This is a genomic window from Aliiroseovarius sp. S1123 (genome assembly GCF_023015885.1).
GTDB lineage: Bacteria > Pseudomonadota > Alphaproteobacteria > Rhodobacterales > Rhodobacteraceae > Aliiroseovarius.
Genome location: NZ_JALKBE010000001.1, coordinates 99,231 through 120,128, shown reverse-complemented (window position 1 = coordinate 120,128; position 20,898 = coordinate 99,231). Strand labels below are relative to the sequence as shown.

The following is a 20,898-nucleotide window of genomic DNA, read 5'->3' as shown; positions in this document are numbered from 1 at the left end:
ATCGTGATACCCTGCCTAAAGGGGAGGATTATCATGGAACGAAGAACGCTTATTACACATGCAAGCGCAGCTGCTATTTGCACGCCCAACCTGCTACTTGCCAGCCAACGCGACCGTGAACGCCGTGTTCAAGCAGCACGCATTCACCTTATTCGCAACGGTAGCCGGATACTGCCCATCATGCTTCTTGCTATGACGGCAGCGGGCCCACTTGGCTGGAATCTGAGGAAAAGTTACCCCCAGTTTCCCGTCGCATCCGCTCTGCTCGGAGCGCTGGGGCTAAACGCTCTGCGGACAATGCTGCCCGACCGTTTGGCCGGAGCTGTGCCGTGGGGGGATGTCTTTCTGTACCAGAACCTGCTGGCGATGCGACCAATCTCGAGCACGCCGCTTCCGAAAAAATGCACAGTCACACATGATGATCTGGAGTGGCAGATCAAACAGCGCGCCAGAAAGTTGGCACTCAGGAACGTTCCAAGCCTTGGTGCATTGTTCAAAACGCGGGTTGGCCGCGCCTATACCACGCAGGCCGAGCTGATCGTCTTCCTGCGTCCGACGCTGGTCAAAGAGCCGTAGGGAACGGTCTTAGATAACGGCTTCGACTTCGGCGACAATGCCGTCTACGACCTGAGCCAATAGGCCGTCATCCTCACACTCCGCCATCACGCGGATCAGGGGTTCTGTGCCAGATTTGCGGATCAGAAGCCGCCCCTTGCCGTTCAGTTTACCTTCGGCATCGGCAATTGCTGCCTTCACGCTGCCGACCTCAAGCGGGGTTTGCCCCAAGGTGTAGCGCACGTTTTTCAGCATCTGCGGCACCGTCTCGAAGACCTGACACAGTTCGGACGCGGGCTTGCCGGTTTCGACCATGCAGGCCAAGAACTGAAGGCCCGCCAGAAGACCATCGCCGGTGGTCGCGTAATCCGTCATCACGATATGGCCGGACTGTTCGCCACCCAGATTGTAGCCGCCAGCACGCATCGCCTCGACCACGTGGCGGTCGCCCACCTTGGTGCGTAGAAGCTCCAGCCCTTGCGCGGCCATGTGGCGTTCCAGCCCAAGGTTCGACATCACCGTCGCCACCAGCTTGCCGCCGCTCAAGCGGCCTTCCGACGCCCAGTGCGTCGCGAACAGCGCCATAAGCTGGTCACCGTCAGCCACTTGGCCCTTCTCGTCGATGATCATGATGCGATCCGCGTCGCCATCCAGACAGATGCCCAAATCCGCGCCATGCTCTACGACGGTACGCGCAGCCAGCGCGGTGTCGGTCGAGCCGCAACCCTTGTTGATGTTGGTCCCGTCGGGCGAGACGCCCACGGGAATAATGTCAGCCCCAAGTTCCCACAACGCATCGGGCGCGGCGCGATAGGCCGCGCCATTGGCGCAGTCAATCACGATCTTCATTCCGTTTAGACGTTTATGCTTTGGAAAGGTGGTTTTCAGATACTCGGTATAGCGCTGGCGGGCTTCCTCGATCCGCTTGGCGCGGCCGATATTCTGCGGCTGAACCGGGTCGACGCCGTCGTGCACCAGTCGCTCAATCTCGGCCTCGGCCTCGTCTGACAGCTTGAAACCGTCGGGGCCGAAAAACTTGATGCCATTGTCGTGGAACGGGTTGTGCGAGGCCGAGATCATGATGCCCAGATCCGCCCGCATCGAATGGGTCGCCCGCCCCACAGCAGGTGTCGGAACCGGCCCCAGCAGAAGCACATTCATCCCGGTCGAGGTCAGCCCCGCCGTCAGCGCGTTTTCCAGCATATATCCCGACAGGCGCGTGTCCTTGCCGATGACTACCCGGTGCCCGTTGGAGTGATCACGGCGGAAGTGACGGCCCGCAGCCGCCCCAAGCTTCAACGCCATCTCTGCTGTCATGGGCCAGGAATTTGCCAGCCCACGCACCCCATCAGTTCCGAAGAGTTTTTCGACCATACTGCTGCCTTGTTCTTACTTTTTCTCGGTCATGGTTGCGTGAAGGCGCAACGCCTGCCGTGTTTCAAATGTATCGTGGACCCGCAAAATCTGCATGCCCTGCGCGATGCCATGCATCGCAACGGCCACGGATCCGGCAACCCTGTCGCGGGCCACCTCGGCCTGTCCGATGGTGCCGATGAAGCGCTTGCGCGACACACCCAGCAGCACTGGAAGACCCAGATCATGTAGCAGCGACAGGTTACGCAGCAAAGTCACATTGTGTTCCAGAGTCTTACCGAAACCGATGCCCGGATCGGTGATAATCCGCTCACGCTTGATGCCTTTGGCTTCGGCAAAGCTGATACGCTCCTCCAGATAGTCCATCACGCCGAACAGCACGTCGTCATAGCGCGGATCGTTCTGCATGTCTTCGGGGCGGCCTTGCGAATGCATCAGGCAGACGGGCACGTCGCGTTCGGACACAAGGTCTGCCAGCTCTGGATCGAAGGTGAAGGCAGACACGTCGTTCACGATATTCGCACCAGCATCCAGCGCGGCCTCGGCCACACGGGCTTTGCGCGTGTCGATCGAGATCGGCGTGGTCACACCGGCCGCGCGGATCGCTTCGATCACCGGCACGGTGCGCTGGATTTCTTCCTGAATGGCCACCTCTTCCGCACCGGGGCGGGTGCTTTCCCCGCCGATGTCCAGAATGTCGGTATCCCCGGCCATCTGGCGGGCGCGCGTGACGGCTGCCTCGATCGTATCCAGCTCGCCCCCGTCCGAGAAACTGTCAGGCGTCACATTCAGAATACCCATCAGGCGCGGCTGATCCAGCGTCAGACCACAGAGCGTCGGGCGCGAGGCGCTGAGGCGTTGAATCGTTACGTTATCCAAGTCGGCTAGATCGACCGTCCGCACCTTGCCGCCGCGCTCGCGTTCCAAGACCTGATCGAACCACAGGCTATCGCTGCCGCACAAAGATTGACCCGAGAATGGACGTCCGGTACGGGCGATGGGCTGAATGCGCTGGCTCATGACAGATCCTCTAACATGACAGAATGCGATGCAATGCCCGCCGTGTCAGGGGCCTCGCAACCGACCCAGAGGATCTGGCAGGCCTGTACCTGCTCGGCAAACCACAGGGTCAGATCGGGAAGGCTAATGGCAACCGGCGCATCCACCGCGTCCAGCACCATTTTAGACGGCGCCCAGACGCTAAGTTGTCCGTTTTTCAGACCCCAATCCAGCTCGGTCCGTGTGCCGACCGGAACCGTTCGGGGATCAATAGATGCGAGCTGCCACGCCGCTTGATCCGCTTGAAGCAGCACGATGTTGCGGGCGGCCCAGCTGTCCTGCACCTGCGGCAGGTCGGCATCGACGATCAGGATGGTCGGCGCGCCATCTTCTTCGAACTGATCAAGGAATGTCGGCAGGGCCTCTGCCTTCAAAGCCTCCGACGACAGGAAGGCCAGGATCGGTGCGGGCGCGTCCTGTGCTTCAACCTCGGCGCCCCCGCTGGTGCGATCGCGCACGATCTCGACTCCCAGCTTGCCGGGGCCACGGTCCAGCTTTTCGATCCGTACGAAAACACGCTGAGGCTGCGGCACCAGCAGCAAACGCTGCGCAATTCGTTCGGCCAAAGTTTCCAGCAGGTTCAGACGCTCGGCATCCAACTCGGCCATGATCGCTTCGGTGATCGTATCATAGGACAGGATGTCATCCACATCGTCCGTGTCCGCACCGCCGTGATCGGCCACCTCGACCACCACACTGAAACTCAGCCGCTGGGTTACACCACGCTCGGCTTGAAAGGCGCCGATTTCCACGTCGACCACATGGTCACGCACCGAGATACGATCAGCCGGCGCATCGCCTGCCATGGTGCGCGCGCGTGCTTCCAAATCAGAAAAGGCCAGACTGGCGTCGGTCATTGCATGTCCCCAATTTAACTTGGCAGGACCATGCCCCGAACCCGCCCCGAAACGCCAGCCCAAAGCGACGGATCAGCGCGATCAGGCGCCTTTACCCGGGCATCTTATAGAATCGATGCACACCGATAGACGCGGTTTTCTGGAAGGCACGTGCCCAGCGTGGAGCGACAGCTTTGGTGTGGTAGTGCGTCGCCCCCAGCGTCAGGTCACGCGGCGCACCGTCGATCATCGCGCGCGCAATACGGCCCAAACGGTCATGGATGGCAATCTCGGTGATATGCTCGGCCCGGCCATCACAAGTATAGGTGAACTGGCAGGCGAATTTCCTGCCGGTACCTTGGTTGACGACACCACAGATCGTGTTCGGGAAGCTCGGATGGTCAACGCGGTTCAAGATCACTTCGGCCACAGCGAATTGGCCATACATGCTTTCACCACGAGCCTCGAAATACAGCGCTTCGGTCAGGCAGGTCCATTCGGCATCCTGTTTCGGAACAGGCTGCGCAGACAACCACGCGACCGAGCGTTCAAAGCTATCTGACCCGGACTTTCGCATCATCGGCAGCACCGAAATCGCGCTCAGCTTCGCGCTTCCCATTGCGCCAAGCCCCGAATGCTCTTGCATCAGGGCGGCCCCAAAGGGGGACGACACCGGTTCAGAATCCGAGGCCAAGGCGGGCGCCAGCGCACCCGCCGCCACGGCGATAACAGCCAAAAGCTGCGATTTCCAAGTGATACGCATAAAACAACACGTCCCTGACAATTTCGCCGGGACACCTAGGTGTTTGTCGCCCTTACGTCTAGTCCCGCGCGATCTACGTTACATTAGGTTTCGGAGATGTGATCGCCAGATGGGCCGCCGCCAGACGGGCCACTGGCACCCGAAAGGGCGAGCACGAGACATAGTCAAACCCCACATCGCGACAGAAGCGAATGCTTTCCGGGTTACCGCCATGTTCGCCACAGATCGACAGGGTCAGGTCGCTGTTTTCCGCCCGTCCCCTCTCGGCACCGATCTTCAACAGCTCTCCGACACCATCAGCATCCAGCATGTGGAACGGGTCTTCTTCGTACACACCCTGAGCCACGTATTGCCCCATAAAACGCCCTGCATCATCGCGCGACAGACCATAGGTCATCTGGGTCAAGTCATTGGTACCAAAGGACATAAACGCGGCGTGCTGCGCAATTTCGCCTGCACGCAGGGCGGCACGTGGCGTTTCAACCATCACGCCCAGACGAAAGGTGAAGTCAGCCCCCTGTTCGATCCGCACGGCGGCCGCGACAGCGTCGACCCGCGCCTTCACAATCTCGACCTCGCGCTTGGCCGAGACCAGCGGGATCATCACCTCGGGCACCACGGGCGCCCCAGATTTCGAGGCCTCGACGGTCGCTTCAAAAATCGCACGCGCCTGCATGTCATAGATTTCGGGCACCGTGACACCAAGACGCACCCCGCGCATGCCCAGCATCGGGTTGAATTCGCGCAGTCCAGCAACGCGGCGCTCGACATCCTTCAGCGGTAGGTCCAAGGCCTCGGCCAGCTCACGAAGGCCTTCGCGGCCATGCGGAAGGAACTCGTGCAGAGGCGGGTCGAACAGACGGATGCAAACCGGCTGGCCTTGCATGATCTCGAACAGCTCGGTGAAATCCGCGCGCTGCATCGGCAGTAGGCGATCAAGTGCCGCCCGACGATCATCCGCGTGATCGGCGAAGATCATCTCGCGCATGGCCAGAAGGCGGTCATCGTCGATGAACATATGTTCGGTCCGGCACAACCCGATCCCTTCGGCGGCAAACATCCGCGCGTTACGGGCATCTGGGGGCGTATCGGCATTGGCGCGCACCCCGATGTCGCGCAGTTCGTCCGCCCATGTCATCAGGGTTTGGAAGCTCTCGCCCAGTTCAGGCGGCAACATATCGACCGAGCCAACCAGCGCCTCGCCTGCGCTACCATCAATCGAGATCACGTCACCTTCGCGTAGCGTACGTCCATCCGAATTGACCAACTCGCCCTTGCGCTTATTCAAGGTCAAGTCCCCGGCGCCAACCACACATGGCAAACCAAGGCCACGCGCAATCACAGCGGCGTGGCTGGTGATGCCGCCACGAATGGTCAGGATACCCTTGGCCGCATGCATCCCGCGAATGTCTTCAGGGCTGGTTTCCCGGCGCACCAGAATGCAGTTTTCGCCCTGCGACGCCAATGTCTGCGCCGCGCGCGCATTGAACACGATCTTGCCCGTCGCCGCCCCCGGGCTGGCCGCGATGCCGCTGGCAAAGTGGTCGCGGGTGCCGTTCGGGTCAATCTGACTGTGCAAAAGTTCGGCCAGCGCGCGGGGCGGGATGCGCAAAACGGCCTCGGAGCGGGTGATGATCTCGTCCTTGGCCAGTCCCACCGCAATACGCACATTGGCCCGTTCGGACCGCGGCACACGGACCGCATCCAAAATGAACAGCGCTTCGTTTTCGATCGTGAACTCGATCTCCATCTCTTCACGCAGCCGGGCGCGACAGAAATCGCCATAGCGCACAAGGTCTGCAAAATTCTGCGGCAGCACCTCTTCAATGGACCGGCCCCGCGGGTCCTTGGTCAAATACATGACATCGCGGTCTTCTGCCCCCGCCAACGCATCGCGCCCTTGGCTTTTGCACAGATAGCGCCCGCGGATTTCGCGATGCCCGGTGGTGCCATTCACGAACTGGATCACACCCGAGCCGCAAATCCCCTGCCCGACGCCCAGCACCATCTGCTGCACGACAAGACCAAGCCCTGCATCCGCAGGCGCACCTTTGGCCTGACGCAACAGCCGCGCTGTCGTGCCTTCCCAAGCGCGCGCCATCGAGCGCAGGATTTCCTTCAACTGAACCTTTGGGTCCTGCGGGAAATACTCGTCGGTCTCTTCCTCATAAAGCTCCAAGGCTTCGCGCAGCGTGTCTGCCGTCGGGGTCGTGAGCGCGTCGAACTCATCCGGGTCCAGACGCCCGACATGCACTGCATAGGACTGAATGAAGCGCAAATACAGCGCATTGGCTGCGGTTTCCCCATGGGACTCAATCAGATGCGCATGGACCTTGTCATTCATCCCGATGTTCAGAATGGCCCCCGGCCCACCCCAGTCCGGATCCTCGGATGACGGACGAACCGACACCAACGGATCAGACCCAAACAGCGCCAACATTGCGTCCAGATCGGGCAAGTCCCCCGCCGAGACGCCATGCACTGCGTCAAAATCAAGCGCCACCGTGCGCGGTACCGGCATATCCAGCCGGATTAGCCGCTGCAGGCACTTCGCCCGCCCGCCGTGCCGAGACGTTTCAATCTCTGCCGTCGGGGTGATTTCCGTGAAACCCATGTCTTGATTTTTCTGCACCGCAGCACCGCCTTTCATCCGTCACCATAACGCGGATGCGGCGTCACACAAGGGGGGCATCGGACAAATGCGGAAAGGGTAAGGGGCGCTGCCCCTCGGCCTGCGGCCTCACCCCGAGGTATTTGAGCAAGAGGAAGAGGGTCAGCCCTCGATTTTCGACAAATCCGCCACGCCACCACAGATCATGCGAATGCGCGACAACAGGTTCAGACGGTTGCGTCGGATCACCTGTTTGTCTGCATTAATCTGCACGGCCTCGAAAAATGCGTCGATCGGTGCACGCAAGGCAGCCATCGCGGTCATGGCAGCAGCGAAATCCTCGGATTCCATCGCGGGCGTGATCGCAGCTTCGGCAGCGTCAAGCGCGGCGAACAGAGCCTTTTCGCTGTCGTCCTCGGCAAATTTCACATCCGCCCCATAGGAATACTCGACACCGTCTTTTTCCTCGGCTTGCGCCAAGATGTTCGACGCGCGCTTCACGCCTTGGATCAGGTTCTCGCCGTCTTCGGTCGACAGGAAGGTGGCCAAGGCCTCGGCCCGTTTGACCAGAAGCGTCAGGTCGTCATTGCCGGGCATGGCAAGACAGGCGTCGATCACGTCGTGGCGAATGCCCTTGTCGCGCAAATAGACCTTTAGACGGTCGTGGAAGAACGACAGCAGATCGTCGGATGCATCCGGAATTTTGTTTTCAAGAGCCAGAAACGCGGTAGCAGGTAGTTCGCCGAGCTTCCCCTTTACCGCTTCAAAAGCGGCACCAAACACGCCGTGATCTGCGATTTCGTTCAAAAGCTCCTGAACGTTTTCTTCCGAAAGCGCGGGGTCAAGTTGGTTCTCAACGCGCAGCAAATGCGCGTCAAACAGCTTGTCCAGCGCGACCCGCAGGTTGTTGTCCAGCACAAGGCGGATGACACCCAGTGCAGCGCGGCGCAAGGCGAAGGGGTCTTTCGATCCGGTAGGTTTTTCGTCAATCGCCCAGAAGCCGGTCAACGTGTCCAGCTTATCGGCCAGTGCGACAGCAACCGACACCGGGGCCGAGGGCACGTCATCGGACGGACCAAGCGGCGAGTAGTGTTCAAGCGCCGCGAAGGCGACCTCGGACGAATAGCCAGCGGGTGCGGCATAGTATTTGCCCATGAGGCCCTGAAGCTCGGGGAACTCATAGACCATTTCCGACGACAGATCGGCCTTGGCCCAACGCGCAGCTTTTTCGACCAGATCGGCATCAGCATCCACATACGGGGCCAACGCGCGTGCAAGTACAGCAATCCGGTTGATCCGGTCCGCCTGCGTGCCCAGCTTGTTGTGGAAGGTCACGTTGGCAAGGCTATCCAGCCACGGTTGACCGCCAGCTTCGGCCACGCGGATGTCGTTTTCCCAGAAGAACTTGGCGTCTGCCAGACGGGCAAACAGCACCTTCTGGTTCCCTGCCAGAATGGTCGCGCCGTGGTCCGCGGTTTCGCGGTTGGCAACGGTGATGAACTTCTCAATCCGATCCGTTTTCGGATTCTTCACGGAAAAGAACTTTTGGTGCTCTTTCATCGAGGTTTGCAGCACCTCGGGCGGCAGGTGGATAAAGTCCTCGGCGATGTCACCCATCAGCACAACGGGCCATTCGACCAGACCGGCGACCTCGGCCAGCAGGCCTTTGTCTTCCACGATCTCAAGCCCCTGCGCAAAGGCAGCGCTTTGCGCGTCGGCCCAGATGTGATCGGCGCGCTCGGCAGGCGACAAGATCACCTTGGTGGCTTTCAGCTTGGCCTCGTAATCGGCAAAGCCAGTCACAGCGAAACGGCCCGGCGCCATGAAGCGGTGGCCTTCGGTGGTGTCGCCCGAGGCGATGCCGTCCACATCAAGCGGCACCGCGGTGGCGCCTGCATCGTCCGACAGAATGCAAAGGATCGAGTGCAACGGGCGCACCCAACGCAGGCTGCCTGATCCCCAGCGCATCGACTTGGGCCACGGGAAGTTGCGGATGGCGTTTTCCAGAACCTCGGCGATGATCTCGGCCGCGGGGCGACCCGTCTTTTCGATTGTGGCGAAATAGACCGCACCCTTGGGGGTGTCGCGCTCTTCCAACTGATCGCGGGTCACACCTGCACCGCGCAGGAAACCTTCGATGGCCTTGTCCGGTGCCCCCACTTTCGGACCCTTGCGCTCTTCGCGCGTGTCCGGCGATTGGGCCAGCAAGCCTTCCACGGCCAGCGTCAAGCGACGTGGCGTCGACAGAGCAGCAGCACCCGCATAGGTCAGGCCAGCCTCGACCAGGCCATCCGTCACGAGCTTCTTCAGATCCTCAGCCGCGCGCGTTTGCATACGGGCCGGGATTTCTTCGGAAAAGAGTTCAATCAGCAGGTCAGGCATATCGCTTACTCGCTATATTTGTCGTTCAACTGATGCCAGGCAAAGCCCCGGCCATCAGGGTAAATGGCGACGACGCGGTCGACCCCATCTTTGATGTCGCGTTCGCCCAAAAAGGCCAAGGCTTCGCCGCTTTCGATCGCCGCACCAATGGCCACTGCATCGAAGCAGTCAAACCAGCGGGGCGCGGTCAGGGGTGTCGCATGCTCGTAGTGCTCGAATGTCTCGGTGAGCATGGCAAGGCTCATCGTCGTGGTGAAACAGCCACGATAGCGCAGGGGCGAGCTGTCGGCGTCGATGCCTTGGAAGCTGTCATAAAGCACGATTTCAGGCTGACCGGTGACCAGATTGGTCATGCGGATGCCGTCCTCGGCCGAAACTTCGTCATAAAAGGCGTACAGCTGCAACCAATAGATCGCCACGCCAGCAATAAGGGCAATTCCCACGATAAATGTCCCTACCAGACGGCCGCTCACGCCGCGTCCCCTTCCGGTGTCCAGCCAGCGGCGCTGGTCTGCACGAAGGCATCGGCGCACAGCTTGGACAGCGCGCGTACACGCCCGATATAGGCCTGACGTTCCGTGACCGAGATCACGCCGCGCGCATCCAGTAGGTTGAACAGATGCGAGGCCTTGATGCACTGGTCATAGGCCGGGTGCGCCATGATGATGCGCTTGCCGGTCTTGGGGTCGTCATAGGCCTGATCGAGGATCATGCGGCACTCGGCCTCGGATTCCTCGAAATGGCGCAGCAGGACATCCGTGTTGGCCACGTCAAAGTTCCAGCGGGCGTATTCTTCTTCGGTCTGCTTGAATACATCGCCATAAGTCAGCGCAATCGGCGCATCCGGCGCGTTGAACGGCATGTCCATCACGTGATCGACGCCCAGCACATACATCGCCAGACGTTCCAGACCATAGGTCAGCTCGCCCGAGACAGGTTTGCAGTCATGTCCGCCGACCTGCTGAAAATAGGTGAACTGGCTGACTTCCATACCATCACACCAGACCTCCCAACCCAGACCCCAGGCGCCCAAGGTGGGGCTTTCCCAGTCGTCTTCCACAAAGCGGATGTCGTGCAGCTCCATATCGATGCCGATCGCTTCGAGCGATCCAAGATACAGCTCTTGCAGGTTGGGCGGGCTGGGTTTGATCAGCACTTGGTACTGATAATAATGCTGCAAGCGGTTCGGGTTTTCACCATAGCGGCCATCGGTCGGGCGGCGCGACGGCTGCACGTAAGCTGCGGCCCAAGGCTGCGAGCCAAGCGAGCGCAACGTGGTGGCCGGGTGAAACGTCCCCGCGCCGACCTCCATGTCGTAGGGCTGCATTACCGCGCAGCCCTTTTCAGCCCAGTAGTTCTGAAGCCGCAGGATGATTTCCTGAAAGCATTGCGGTTTGGTCTTGGTCGTGGCCATGGCGCTGCCCTGAACTGGTTTGTACAAAGTCTGCCACTCAATAGGCGTTGGCCCCGACAGGGTCAACGCGGGAAACGGGCACAAGGGTTGGGTTTTCCTGCCCTAGCACGCCATAAATTTCCGAAAGGCGGCGCGGCGATATTGACCTTCGCGGGTGCCGATGTGTTACTTGCGCGAAATTCAGCCTAATTTGCCTTTAGGGCGACGAGGATCCATGACCAATAAATTTGCCTTTGCCTTGGCCACCGGCCTTCTTCCCATCGTGACCTCGGTGTCCACCACCAGCGCCGTTGCGCTGCTAACGGCGGTACCGGCTGCGGCACAGCAAGCCACAAGCGGCCAGGCAGTGCGGTGGATCCAGGTGGAGGCCCAACCAACGCTGAGCGAGGCCGAGGCACGCGCCCGCGCCTATGCAGGTCGTCTGGAAGGCGTAAGCGGATTTCGCATCGGTGGAAATTGGTACGCCATCGTATTGGGACCGTACACCGAGCGCGCCGCAGAGGTGCAGCTGCGCAACCTGAAGAACGCGGGCCTGATCCCGCAAGACAGCTTCATCGCGCTGCCCAACAAGTTCCGCCAGCAATACTGGCCTGTGGGCGCAAGTGCTCTGACTGCCGCGCCAATCGAGGCGCCCGCGGTTGAAACTGCCCCAGAACCGCGGACGGAAACAGTCGCCGTTGCCCCGGCCACCCCGGCCCAACCCGCCATCGTCATTCAAGACGAAACCAAGCGCGAAGCCCAAGCAAGCGAGCGGGCTTTGGACCGGGAGGCACGCATGGCCCTGCAGGTCGCGCTGCAGTGGGAAGGGTACTACACCTCGGCCATTGATGGTGCATTCGGCGCAGGCACCCGCCGCTCGATGGCGGCGTGGCAGACGGACAAGGGCTATGACCCGACCGGCGTGCTGACCACCCGCCAGCGCGCTGTACTTCTGGACAGCTATCAGTCTGTGCTGGACGCGCTTGGCATGGCCCCGTTCGAGGATCAGAACGCGGGCATTGCCATGGCGATCCCCGCCGGCATGGTCGAGTTTGACCGCTATGAAGCCCCCTTCGTGCATTTCAAAACCAAGGGCGACAGCGATGTCCAACTGGTGATGATCAGCCAGACCGGCGATCAGAACACACTGTTTGGCCTGTATGACATCCTGCAAACGCTGGAAATCGTCCCGACCGACGGCCCGCGCGAGCGTGGCAAGAACGGGTTCACCATTGAAGGGGCTGACGACAAGATCTCGTCCTTCACACAGGTCAAGCTGGCGGACGGCACCGTGAAAGGTTTCACGCTGGTCTGGCCCAAGGGCGATGAAAAGCGCCGCGATCTGGCGCTGCGTGACATGAAGGCAAGCTTTGCGTCGCTGGGTGCGCAGGCACTGGCCGACGACGCCGGGCTGGATGACGCGACGCAGAGCCTTGATCTGCTGTCCGGCTTGGACATCCGCACGCCAGAATACTCGCGCTCGGGCTTTTATGTGGATGGCGCCGGGCGCATCCTGACCACGACCGAGGCCGTGCAGTCTTGCGCCCGCATCTCGGTCAACAACGAGTTTGACGCCAATGTGGTCGCAACGGACGACGCGCTGGGTCTGGCCCTGCTGGAACCCGCCACCGCGCAGGCGCCGATCTCGTTCGCGTCCTTCCTGACCACCGAGCCGCGCCTGAAATCGGACGTGGCCGTGGCGGGCTTTTCCTACGAGGGTCGTCTGAGCGCGCCCAGCCTGACTTTCGGCACCCTGTCCGAGCTGACCGGCCTGAACGGCGAGGCTGAGCTTTCCCGCCTGACCCTTGCCGCCCTGCCCGGCGATGCAGGCGGCCCGGTTCTGGACGCGGGTGGTTCCGTGATGGGAATGCTGCTGCCCGCCGGTGGCACCACAGGGCGCACCCTGCCCACCGACACAAGCTTTGCAATGGATGCGGGCACCGTAGCCGCCTTCCTTGCCGCAAACGGTGTTGCGACCAACACGACGGACAGCGTCACCTCGGTCGATCCGGTCGAGCTGAACACCAAGGCCGCCGACATGACGGTTCTGGTCAGCTGCTGGAACTGATCCGAGGCGCATAGAATGCAGAAAGGCCCGGGCAGATCGCCTCGGGCCTTTTTTAGTGGTGGCGTGGGGTGCGTTAGCCCCGCCAGAAGGTCACGGTAAATAGGACGAACACGGCCAGAAGCTCCAACCGGCCGACCAGCATGGCGGCGATCAGGATCCACTTTGCGGTGTCATTCAGCCCCGCGAAGTTGCCCGAAGGTCCGATCTGATCCCCCAAGCCGGGGCCGATATTGGCCAAAGCCGCCGCGGCGCCGGACATTGACGTGGTGAAATCCAGCCCCGTCAGCCCCAGCGCAACAGCCGTCACGCCCAAGGTGACAACGAAGAACACGAAGAAGCCCATGACCGAGGACAGGACCTCTTCATCCACGCGGCGTCCGCCAAACCGTGGCGTGAAGATCCCGTGGGGCGAGTGGATCGATTGGATCTGCGCCTTGATCGACGACAAAAGCAGTTGATAGCGGAAGATCTTGATCGAGCACGCCGTCGATCCAGCGCAGCCGCCGATCAGGCCCACGAAGAAGAACATGACGACCGGGAAGCCGCCCCACATCATATAATCCTGCGAGGCATAGCCTGTGCCCGTCAGGATCGAGGTCAGGTTGAACAGCGTTTTGCGTAGTGCCTGTTCGCTGAGCTGTCCATCCGCCAACCAGCGCCACAGCACCATGACGGCGACGATCACAACCAAGGTCATAAAGAACCCGCGCACCTGCGGGTCATACAAAAGCGGACGTGCGGTGCCTTGAAGGATCTGCACGTAGCGCACGAAGGGCAGCGCGGCCAGCAGCATGAACACCACAGCGGCATATTCCGGACCCGCCCCGAACGCCCCGAACGAGGCGTCATAGTTCGCGTATCCCCCCGTCGCGATAGTGGTCATCGCATGGGTCACCGCGTCGAAAAAGCTCATCCCCAGCGCAAAATAGGCCAGTGCGCACAGCGCGGTCAGGGTGAAGTAGATCACCGAGATGCGCGACGAAATCTCGGTTGCACGGGGGAGGATCTTGCCGAACGTGTCAAAGCCCTCGGACCGGAAAATCTGCATGCCACCAACGCGCAGTTCGGGCAGGAACACCATCGCCACAACAATGATGCCGATGCCACCAAACCACTGTAGAAGCCCGCGCCAGAACAAAAGCCCCTTGGGCAGATCATCAAGCCCGGACAGCACGGTTGATCCGGTGGTGGTCAAGCCGGACATCGCCTCAAAGAACGCGTCCACGGGGCGGGCGTCTAGCTCGCCCAGTGCGAAGGGGAGTGCGCCAAAGATCGGCAGCGCCACCCAGACACCGGTGGTCAGAAGGAAGGTTTGTTGGATCGTCAGGCCCTTGCCCACACCATTCGCAGTGGACAGCGCCATCGATCCGCCGATCAGCATCGTCACAACGGCGCTTTGCAAAAACACCTGCCAATCGGGGTTGTTGTCCGCCAAGTCGATCACGACCGGGATCAGCATCGTGGCGCCCAGAACGGCGACAAGAAGCCCGATAACATAGATGACTGGTCGCATGTCCAACATGGGCGCAGGGTTGGCGCTAGAGGAGCAGAGTGTCAAGCATCAGAGTGTTCGCTGCCTGCTCAGTGTCACCCATTCGCCGCCGTCTTAACCAACGTGGAACAAGGTTGAGAACAGCTTCGGATCCAGGCTTTCAGCCTCGAACGTGTCGCCTTCGATCAGGATCGACACGGCATCGTGGCTGTGCAGGCTTTCCTGATGGCTGGCAACGATGCGGAAATCTCCGATCCGGTCGTCCTGCTGTAATTGCTCGCAGAACAGACGCGCGGCGTCTTCAACGAAGATCGGGTTCGCGGCGTTCAGTTCCGCAAAGGCCTGTTCGTCCTCGCGTTTGACCATGACCTGCGTTTCCGTCGGTACCGCCACACGGCACAGATCAATCAGATCCTCGAACCACAGCGTGCCCGTAGGCTGGTGGATCTTCTCGACCGAAATCCGCGCGACCGAGCGCTGCGAATGCGGTGTGGCCAACTGCCCGCGCATCTGGCGCGCGTGCTCAGACAATTCCAACGAACAGGGGCAGGTCGAGCTGTAGACATAGTCCAGATGCAGGAACTTGCGGCGTTTTCCGCGATGTTCGACCAGCTCTAGCGCGATGTCGTAATACTGATAGCCGGACAGACCCGAGCGCAGGCTTTCCACCCGTGCCGGATAGGAAAACCGCATCTCGATCCGGGCGTCCAAGCTTTCCAGATCGTTCTTATAGTCATCCAACGCGGCTTCGATCACGTCAAAGCTGAAGGTCTTTTCCGCATGGCCATAGAAGCTGCGCATGATGCGCGACATGTTGATGCCCTTCTTGCCAGCCTCAAGACTGACCGTCCCGGTGACCGCGGTCTCCAGCGTCACATCCGACCCATCACGAGTATGATAGCGGATCGGCAGGCGGAAATTGGAAATCCCCACATGCTGAATATGCCGCTTCGCCCCTTGGATCAGGCTGGCCGGGCCGTTCTGCAGATCGGGCATCGACGCCTTGTAATCCGCGTCCGGCGTGAAATCGTCCGGGTAGGTGCGGCTGAGGTCAGGATAGTTCGGCAAATCCGCAGACGGCAGAAGCCGTGCAATCGCCGGGTCCAGCGCAGCAACTTCGACCGGGTCCGCACTCGCAGCCCAGTTGCGCAGAACCTCAAGGGCATCCTGTGCCTGCGCGGTATCCACCGCGTCCCCGCTCTTGCGCTTCATCTGGTTCATAGCGAACCCCCATCCTGCTGTCGCACGTCTCTATCATATGCATTTGACACATAAACGCCAAACACGATGGACGAAATGCGACAGATCAGGCCGCGTCCAAGCCGTTCAGAAGATCGGCGATCAGATCATCGACGTCCTCAAGCCCGATGGACAGGCGCACCAGACCATCGGAAATGCCCAGCATGTCCTTCTGGTCTTGCGGAAGGCGCTGGTGCGTCGTGGTGGCCGGGTGGGTCGCGATGGATTTCGCATCTGCAAAGTTGTTCGAAATGATGAAGATCTGAAGCGCGTTCAGGAAGCGAAAGCACGCCTCTTTCCCGCCGTCGACCTCGATGGCCAGAACGGTGCCGCCCGAGGGCGCCTGCTGGATCGCAATGTCATATTGCGGGTGTGACGGGTGGGTCGGATAGCTGATGCGCGACAGTTTCGGATGGCCTTGCAACGCATCCGCAACCTTCAAAGCCCCTTCGGCCTGTGCACGTACACGAAGATCCAGCGTCTCAAGCGCTTTCAGATGGGTCCACGCGGCAAACGGGTTAATCGCCCCGCCTGTATGTTTGACATAGGTCTCGATCGGGCCACGGATCAGCTCGCGCGAGCCGCAGATCGCCCCGCCCAGCATCCGACCTTGGCCGTCCACATGCTTGGTCGTGGAATAGACGACCAGATCAGCGCCCATTTCGGTCGCATAGGAAAAGATCGGTGTCGGCATGGCGTTGTCCACCACAACCAAAGCACCGTTTGCGTGGGCCAGCTTCACCACATGGGCCAGATCAATCACCTCAAGCGTCGGGTTCGAGATCGCCTCGAGGAAAACAACTTTGGTCTCCGGACGGATCGCGTCTTCCCACGCCTGATTGTCGGTGCCATCGACCAGCGTGATCTCGACACCGAACCGGCCAAGAATATCTTCAAGCACGTAAAGGCACGACCCAAAAAGCGCGCGCGAGGACACGACGTGGTCGCCCGCCTGCGTCAGCGCCATCAACGCACCGTTTACCGCCGCCATGCCCGAGGCACAGGCAAACGCGTCTTCCGTGCCTTCCATCGCCGCAATGCGGTCTTCGAACATGCGGTTGGTGGGGTTGCCATACCGCGCATAGATGAATTCATCCGGGCCGCTTTCGATAAAGCGCTGCTCGGCGGCTTCGGCGGTCGGATAGACAAAGGCCTGCGTCATGAACATGGCCTCGGACAGCTCGTTATACTGGCTGCGGCGTACGCCTCCGTGTACGGCCTCGGTCCGTTTACCCCATTTTGTCATCGCGCGTTCCTTTCGCACAAAAAAACCCCCACCGCTGTGAGCGTCGGGGGATTGCAGCACGGGATGCCCCGCTTACCCTGACCTCTTTAGCGGAATGTTTTACGAGGCCCGCAATCCGGTGGACAAATCGCCTCGAACATCGCCATATCGCCTGCAAACTAAGGCGTCAAGAGCGACAAAAGGTTGGCTCGCCATATCGTGAAACCTGCATACTTGTCATTTCCGGGTGGACTGCCATGTTCTGTAGGACGCTAAAAGGAAACACGATGTCCAATCCCATTGAACTTTACTATTGGCCGACGCCAAACGGCTGGAAAATCTCGATCGCTCTGGAAGAGATGGGCCTGCCTTACGAAGTGAAGCTGATAAATATCGGCGCGGGTGATCAATTCGCGCCCGAGTTTCTTGAGATCGCACCTAATAATAGGATGCCCGCCATTATCGATCCGGACGGACCAGATGGCGCACCCATTTCCGTGTTTGAAAGCGGGGCAATCCTGCAATACCTCGCCCGCAAAACCGGGAAGTTCTATGGCGAGAGCAAGCGGGACCGCGTGGCCGTCGAGGAATGGTTGATGTGGCAGATGGGCGGTCTGGGGCCTATGGCCGGACAGGCCCATCACTTCCTGAAATACGCGCCTGCGATGGATCCGCCGCAAGATCTGCCCTATGCGAAGGATCGCTATCGGGCCGAGGTCGCACGGCTGTATGGCGTGATGGATCGGCGTCTGGCCGAGAACCGCTATCTGGCGGGCGACTTCTTCTCGATCGCGGACATGGCCTGCTGGGGCTGGGCGTCACTGTGGGAGGGCCAGCAGCAGGATCTGGACGACAAACCGCATTTGGCGCGGTGGCTCGAGGACGTTGGCGCACGCCCCGCCGTTCAGCGCGGGCGCGCGGTGGCGGCTGAAAAGCGCAGCAATTTGCAGGATGATCGCAAAGCGCAGGAGCTGTTGTTTAAGCGGTGAAACCGGTGGCTCACTTCGTGAGCCTAAGGGGCGCTGCCCCTTGCATGAGTTTCCTTCGGAAATTCATGCTACCCCGGGATATTTGAGACAAGAAAAATCAGGAGGCGTCTTCTTCGGTGCCAAACCGTTTGAACAGCCCAGCTTGGGACATGAAGAACCCGAAGGTCGCCGCTGGTAGACCAAAGGTTTTGAAATTCACCCAGGCATCGGTGGACATCATGCGCCAGATCGCCTCGTTCGCGACGGCGAGCAGTAGGAAAAAGATCGCGAGCCGCTTGGTCAGCAGCATCCAGCCTTCACGCTCCAGCGGCAGGGCTTTGTCCATCACAGCCTCAAGATAGCTTTCGCCGCGCATCAGGCCAAAACCCAGAAGTCCTGCGAACAGCAGGTAGATCATCGTGGGCTTCATTTTGAAGAAGCGTTCGTCATTGAACCAGATCGACAGCCCGCCGAATCCGATCACCAGCACAAGCGTAACGATCTGCATTTTCGACAGATGCCCGGTCAGCTTCCACAAGGCGAGCGTGGCCAAAACCAGCACCGGAATGAACATTGCAGTGACGGCGACAAAGCCCGAGTACTCGGTGCCCGCGACCATGAAAGTCTGGTCTTTCAGGAACGTATACGCGGCGAAGAACAGAATGATGGGTCCGTATTCCAGCGCGCCTCGCAGGGCGGGATTTACCTGTTTCTCGGTCATGGGAACTCCTTCATCCGCCCATTTCGACTAGCACGGCGCCCGCCGCGATCAAAGCCATCATCGTCAACCTGCGCGGCCCGACCTTCTCGCCCAGCACGACCCAGCCGATCAGGGCTGCAAACACGGTCGAGGTTTCACGCAGTACCGCCGCTTCGCCCACGCCGCCCAACCGTGTGGCCAGCATGATCGAACCAAAACTGAAATACGCCACGAATGCGCCCAAGACGCCGCGCCCCATCAAGGGGGCAAGGGCGGGGCGCTCGGCCATGTTCTTCCATCTAAGGGCTGCGATGGCCGGCATGAAGAACCCGTCGATAAAAAAGAACCACGCAAGGAAGGTAAAGGGGTCCGCCGTCGCCCGGATGCCATAGGCGTCATAGGTGGTGTAGGCGGCGACAAACCCGCCGGTCAGAACGGCCATCGCGAGGGCGGGTTTCAACTTGTCCCGGCCAAGGGGCCAATGGCGCAGGTTGTACGCGGCCAGCGCGAAGATCCCGGCCACAAGGGTCAGAACGCCCACCCATTGCATCCCAGTGAAGGTCTCACCAAACAGGAACCCGGCGCCAATGACCGTAAACAGCGGGCCGGTGCCGCGCACCACGGGATAGACCACGGTGTAAGAGCCGAGAACATAGGTATAACTCTGAGCGAGCTTATAGCCCACGTGGATCAGGAACACGATTGCGAAGATCGGCCACATATGCGGCTCGGGCCATGGTACCACAAACAGGGCGAACGGCGCCGCGATCACGCCATAACTGAAGTCGATGGCTCCGCGTGACAACCACGGATCATGCCGCCCTTTCTGAAGCGCTCCGAACAGCGCGTGCAGAAACGCGGCGAACAACGCCAACGCCAACGCAAGGTCATGCCCAGCAGGCGTCCCTTCAAGCGAGGTGAGCCAAGCGCTCATATCAAATCAGTCCGTGATGCCGATCAAGGCACGAGCAAACTCTTCAGGATCGAAGGGGGCCAGATCGTCGATCTGCTCGCCCACACCAATCGCATGAATGGGCAGGGCGAACTTATCCGCCAGCGCGACCAGCACGCCGCCTTTCGCGGTACCGTCCAGCTTGGTCATCACAAGGCCGGACACATCGGCCAGTTCCTGAAACGTGCCGACCTGAGACAGGGCGTTCTGCCCGGTGGTGGCATCCAGAACCAAGAGCGTGTTATGCGGCGCGGTCTCGTCTTTCTTCTTGATCACGCGGACGATCTTGGCCAGCTCCTCCATCAGGTCCGAGCGGTTCTGCAAACGTCCCGCCGTATCGATCATCAGAAGGTCAGCACCGTCGGCCTCGGCCTGTGTCATCGCGTCAAAGGCCAGCGACGCGGGGTCGGAGCCTTCGGGCGCGGTCAAAACCGGCACGCCCGCGCGGTCGCCCCATACCTGAAGCTGTTCGACGGCGGCAGCACGGAACGTATCCCCTGCGGCAATCACGACCTTTTTGCCGGCTGCGGTGAACTGGCTGGCCAGCTTGCCTATGGTGGTGGTCTTGCCGGCACCATTCACGCCCACGATCAGCACGACCTGTGGACGTTTGGGATAGATCGGCAGAGGAACCGCGACGGGTTCCATGATCCGGGTGACCTCATCTGCCAGCACGGCCTTAATTTCATCCACCGACAGTTTCTTACCGAAATGACGCTCCGAGATATTCGCCGTCACGCGCATCGCTGTGTCGACGCCCATATCCGAGGTAATCATCAGGTCTTCGAGGCTTTCCAGCATGTCGTCGTCAACGGTGCGACGTACAACCTTTTGCGCCTCACGACGTCCGAACATACGGCCCAACAGTCCGGGTTTGGCGGCCTCTTCAGATGCGGATTCTACAAGTACCTCAACGGGTTGAGCTTCCGGTTCCGGTTCCAGAGAGAGCTCAGCGGGCTCTTCAACAACGGCAACAGGCTCGGGCTCGGGCTCGGGCTCGGGCTCGGGCTCGGGCTCGGGCTCGGGAGCTGTGTCTTCGGCTGGATCGGGAACGTCAACGGGCGCAAGGTCTGGTTCTACGGCTGGCGCCTCTGCCGTGACCTCGGCCTCGGCGGTCTCAACCAACTCTTCTTCGCCGCCGTCCTCGACAATCGCCTCAAGCCCTTCTTCAAGCTTCGACGACGATTTGAACAACCGGTCCTTCAGTTTCGAGAAGAATGCCATGCGAGCGCCCTCATAGTGCCTTTCCTTTCCAAGTAAGCCACAATCGGGTCGGATGGA

17 protein-coding genes and 1 riboswitch are annotated in these 20,898 nt (G+C 60.5%); of the genes, 3 read left to right on the top strand and 14 right to left on the bottom strand.

The window, feature by feature from the left end; genetic code table 11:
* Positions 1-33 precede the first annotated feature (33 nt).
* The gene (locus tag MWU53_RS00540) at positions 34-576 is read left to right on the top strand and encodes a hypothetical protein (RefSeq protein ID WP_247089236.1); all 543 of its coding nucleotides are present in this window, start codon (positions 34-36) and stop codon (positions 574-576) included.
* Positions 577-585: 9 nt separating this feature from the next.
* Here MWU53_RS00540 and glmM read toward each other — a convergent pair whose 3' ends face one another.
* From glmM to MWU53_RS00500, 8 genes are all read right to left on the bottom strand, one after another.
* Positions 586-1,929, bottom strand: a complete 1,344-nt coding sequence (gene glmM / locus MWU53_RS00535) for a phosphoglucosamine mutase (RefSeq protein ID WP_247089234.1) — start codon at positions 1,927-1,929, stop codon at positions 586-588.
* A 15-nt stretch (positions 1,930-1,944) separates the two neighbouring features.
* A complete protein-coding gene (gene folP / locus MWU53_RS00530) occupies positions 1,945-2,949 on the bottom strand; it encodes a dihydropteroate synthase (RefSeq protein WP_247089232.1) in 1,005 nt (334 codons plus the stop codon).
* Entirely contained in the window at positions 2,946-3,845 is a 900-nt protein-coding gene (locus MWU53_RS00525) for a dihydroneopterin aldolase (protein WP_247089230.1), read from the bottom strand. Before MWU53_RS00525 ends, folP begins: the two co-directional genes overlap by 4 nt.
* 91 nt (positions 3,846-3,936) lie before the next feature.
* Positions 3,937-4,587, bottom strand: a complete 651-nt coding sequence (locus MWU53_RS00520) for a cell wall hydrolase (RefSeq protein WP_247089228.1) — start codon at positions 4,585-4,587, stop codon at positions 3,937-3,939.
* A 73-nt stretch (positions 4,588-4,660) separates the two neighbouring features.
* The gene (ppdK, locus tag MWU53_RS00515) at positions 4,661-7,201 is read right to left on the bottom strand and encodes a pyruvate, phosphate dikinase (RefSeq protein WP_247090490.1); all 2,541 of its coding nucleotides are present in this window, start codon (positions 7,199-7,201) and stop codon (positions 4,661-4,663) included.
* Between the two features lie 159 nt (positions 7,202-7,360).
* Positions 7,361-9,580, bottom strand: coding sequence for a glycine--tRNA ligase subunit beta (glyS, locus tag MWU53_RS00510; protein ID WP_247089226.1), 2,220 nt, complete (start codon positions 9,578-9,580; stop codon positions 7,361-7,363).
* A 5-nt stretch (positions 9,581-9,585) separates the two neighbouring features.
* Entirely contained in the window at positions 9,586-10,023 is a 438-nt protein-coding gene (locus tag MWU53_RS00505) for a DUF6446 family protein (protein ID WP_247089224.1), read from the bottom strand.
* A gap of 26 nt (positions 10,024-10,049) precedes the next feature.
* The gene (locus tag MWU53_RS00500; protein WP_247089222.1) at positions 10,050-10,994 is read right to left on the bottom strand and encodes a glycine--tRNA ligase subunit alpha; all 945 of its coding nucleotides are present in this window, start codon (positions 10,992-10,994) and stop codon (positions 10,050-10,052) included.
* A 214-nt stretch (positions 10,995-11,208) separates the two neighbouring features.
* Between MWU53_RS00500 and MWU53_RS00495 the strand changes: the two genes are divergently transcribed.
* A complete protein-coding gene (locus tag MWU53_RS00495) occupies positions 11,209-13,041 on the top strand; it encodes a trypsin-like peptidase domain-containing protein (protein ID WP_247089220.1) in 1,833 nt (610 codons plus the stop codon).
* Positions 13,042-13,114: 73 nt separating this feature from the next.
* Here the strand turns inward: MWU53_RS00495 and MWU53_RS00490 are convergent, their stop codons facing one another.
* The 3 genes from MWU53_RS00490 to MWU53_RS00480 all read right to left on the bottom strand — a co-directional run bounded on the left by MWU53_RS00490 (position 13,115) and on the right by MWU53_RS00480 (position 17,018).
* Entirely contained in the window at positions 13,115-14,563 is a 1,449-nt protein-coding gene (locus MWU53_RS00490; RefSeq protein WP_247089218.1) for a TrkH family potassium uptake protein, read from the bottom strand.
* Between the two features lie 84 nt (positions 14,564-14,647).
* Positions 14,648-15,754, bottom strand: coding sequence for a GTP cyclohydrolase FolE2 (gene folE2 / locus MWU53_RS00485; protein ID WP_247089216.1), 1,107 nt, complete (start codon positions 15,752-15,754; stop codon positions 14,648-14,650).
* An 85-nt stretch (positions 15,755-15,839) separates the two neighbouring features.
* Entirely contained in the window at positions 15,840-17,018 is a 1,179-nt protein-coding gene (locus tag MWU53_RS00480) for an aminotransferase class I/II-fold pyridoxal phosphate-dependent enzyme (RefSeq protein WP_247089214.1), read from the bottom strand.
* A 65-nt stretch (positions 17,019-17,083) separates the two neighbouring features.
* A riboswitch (SAM riboswitch) is annotated at positions 17,084-17,162 on the bottom strand.
* 122 nt (positions 17,163-17,284) lie between these two features.
* Here MWU53_RS00480 and MWU53_RS00475 point away from each other — a divergent pair.
* Entirely contained in the window at positions 17,285-17,986 is a 702-nt protein-coding gene (locus MWU53_RS00475) for a glutathione S-transferase N-terminal domain-containing protein (protein ID WP_247089212.1), read from the top strand.
* Positions 17,987-18,083: 97 nt separating this feature from the next.
* Here the strand turns inward: MWU53_RS00475 and MWU53_RS00470 are convergent, their stop codons facing one another.
* The 3 genes from MWU53_RS00470 to ftsY are packed head-to-tail and all read right to left on the bottom strand — an operon-like array spanning position 18,084 to position 20,841.
* Positions 18,084-18,686 carry an inner membrane-spanning protein YciB gene (locus tag MWU53_RS00470; protein WP_247089210.1) on the bottom strand — a complete coding sequence of 201 codons (603 nt, stop codon included), beginning with the start codon at positions 18,684-18,686 and terminating at the stop codon, positions 18,084-18,086.
* Positions 18,687-18,696: 10 nt separating this feature from the next.
* Positions 18,697-19,599 carry an EamA family transporter gene (locus MWU53_RS00465; protein WP_247089208.1) on the bottom strand — a complete coding sequence of 301 codons (903 nt, stop codon included), beginning with the start codon at positions 19,597-19,599 and terminating at the stop codon, positions 18,697-18,699.
* 6 nt (positions 19,600-19,605) lie between these two features.
* Positions 19,606-20,841 carry a signal recognition particle-docking protein FtsY gene (ftsY, locus tag MWU53_RS00460; RefSeq protein ID WP_247089206.1) on the bottom strand — a complete coding sequence of 412 codons (1,236 nt, stop codon included), beginning with the start codon at positions 20,839-20,841 and terminating at the stop codon, positions 19,606-19,608.
* Positions 20,842-20,898: the final 57 nt, after the last annotated feature.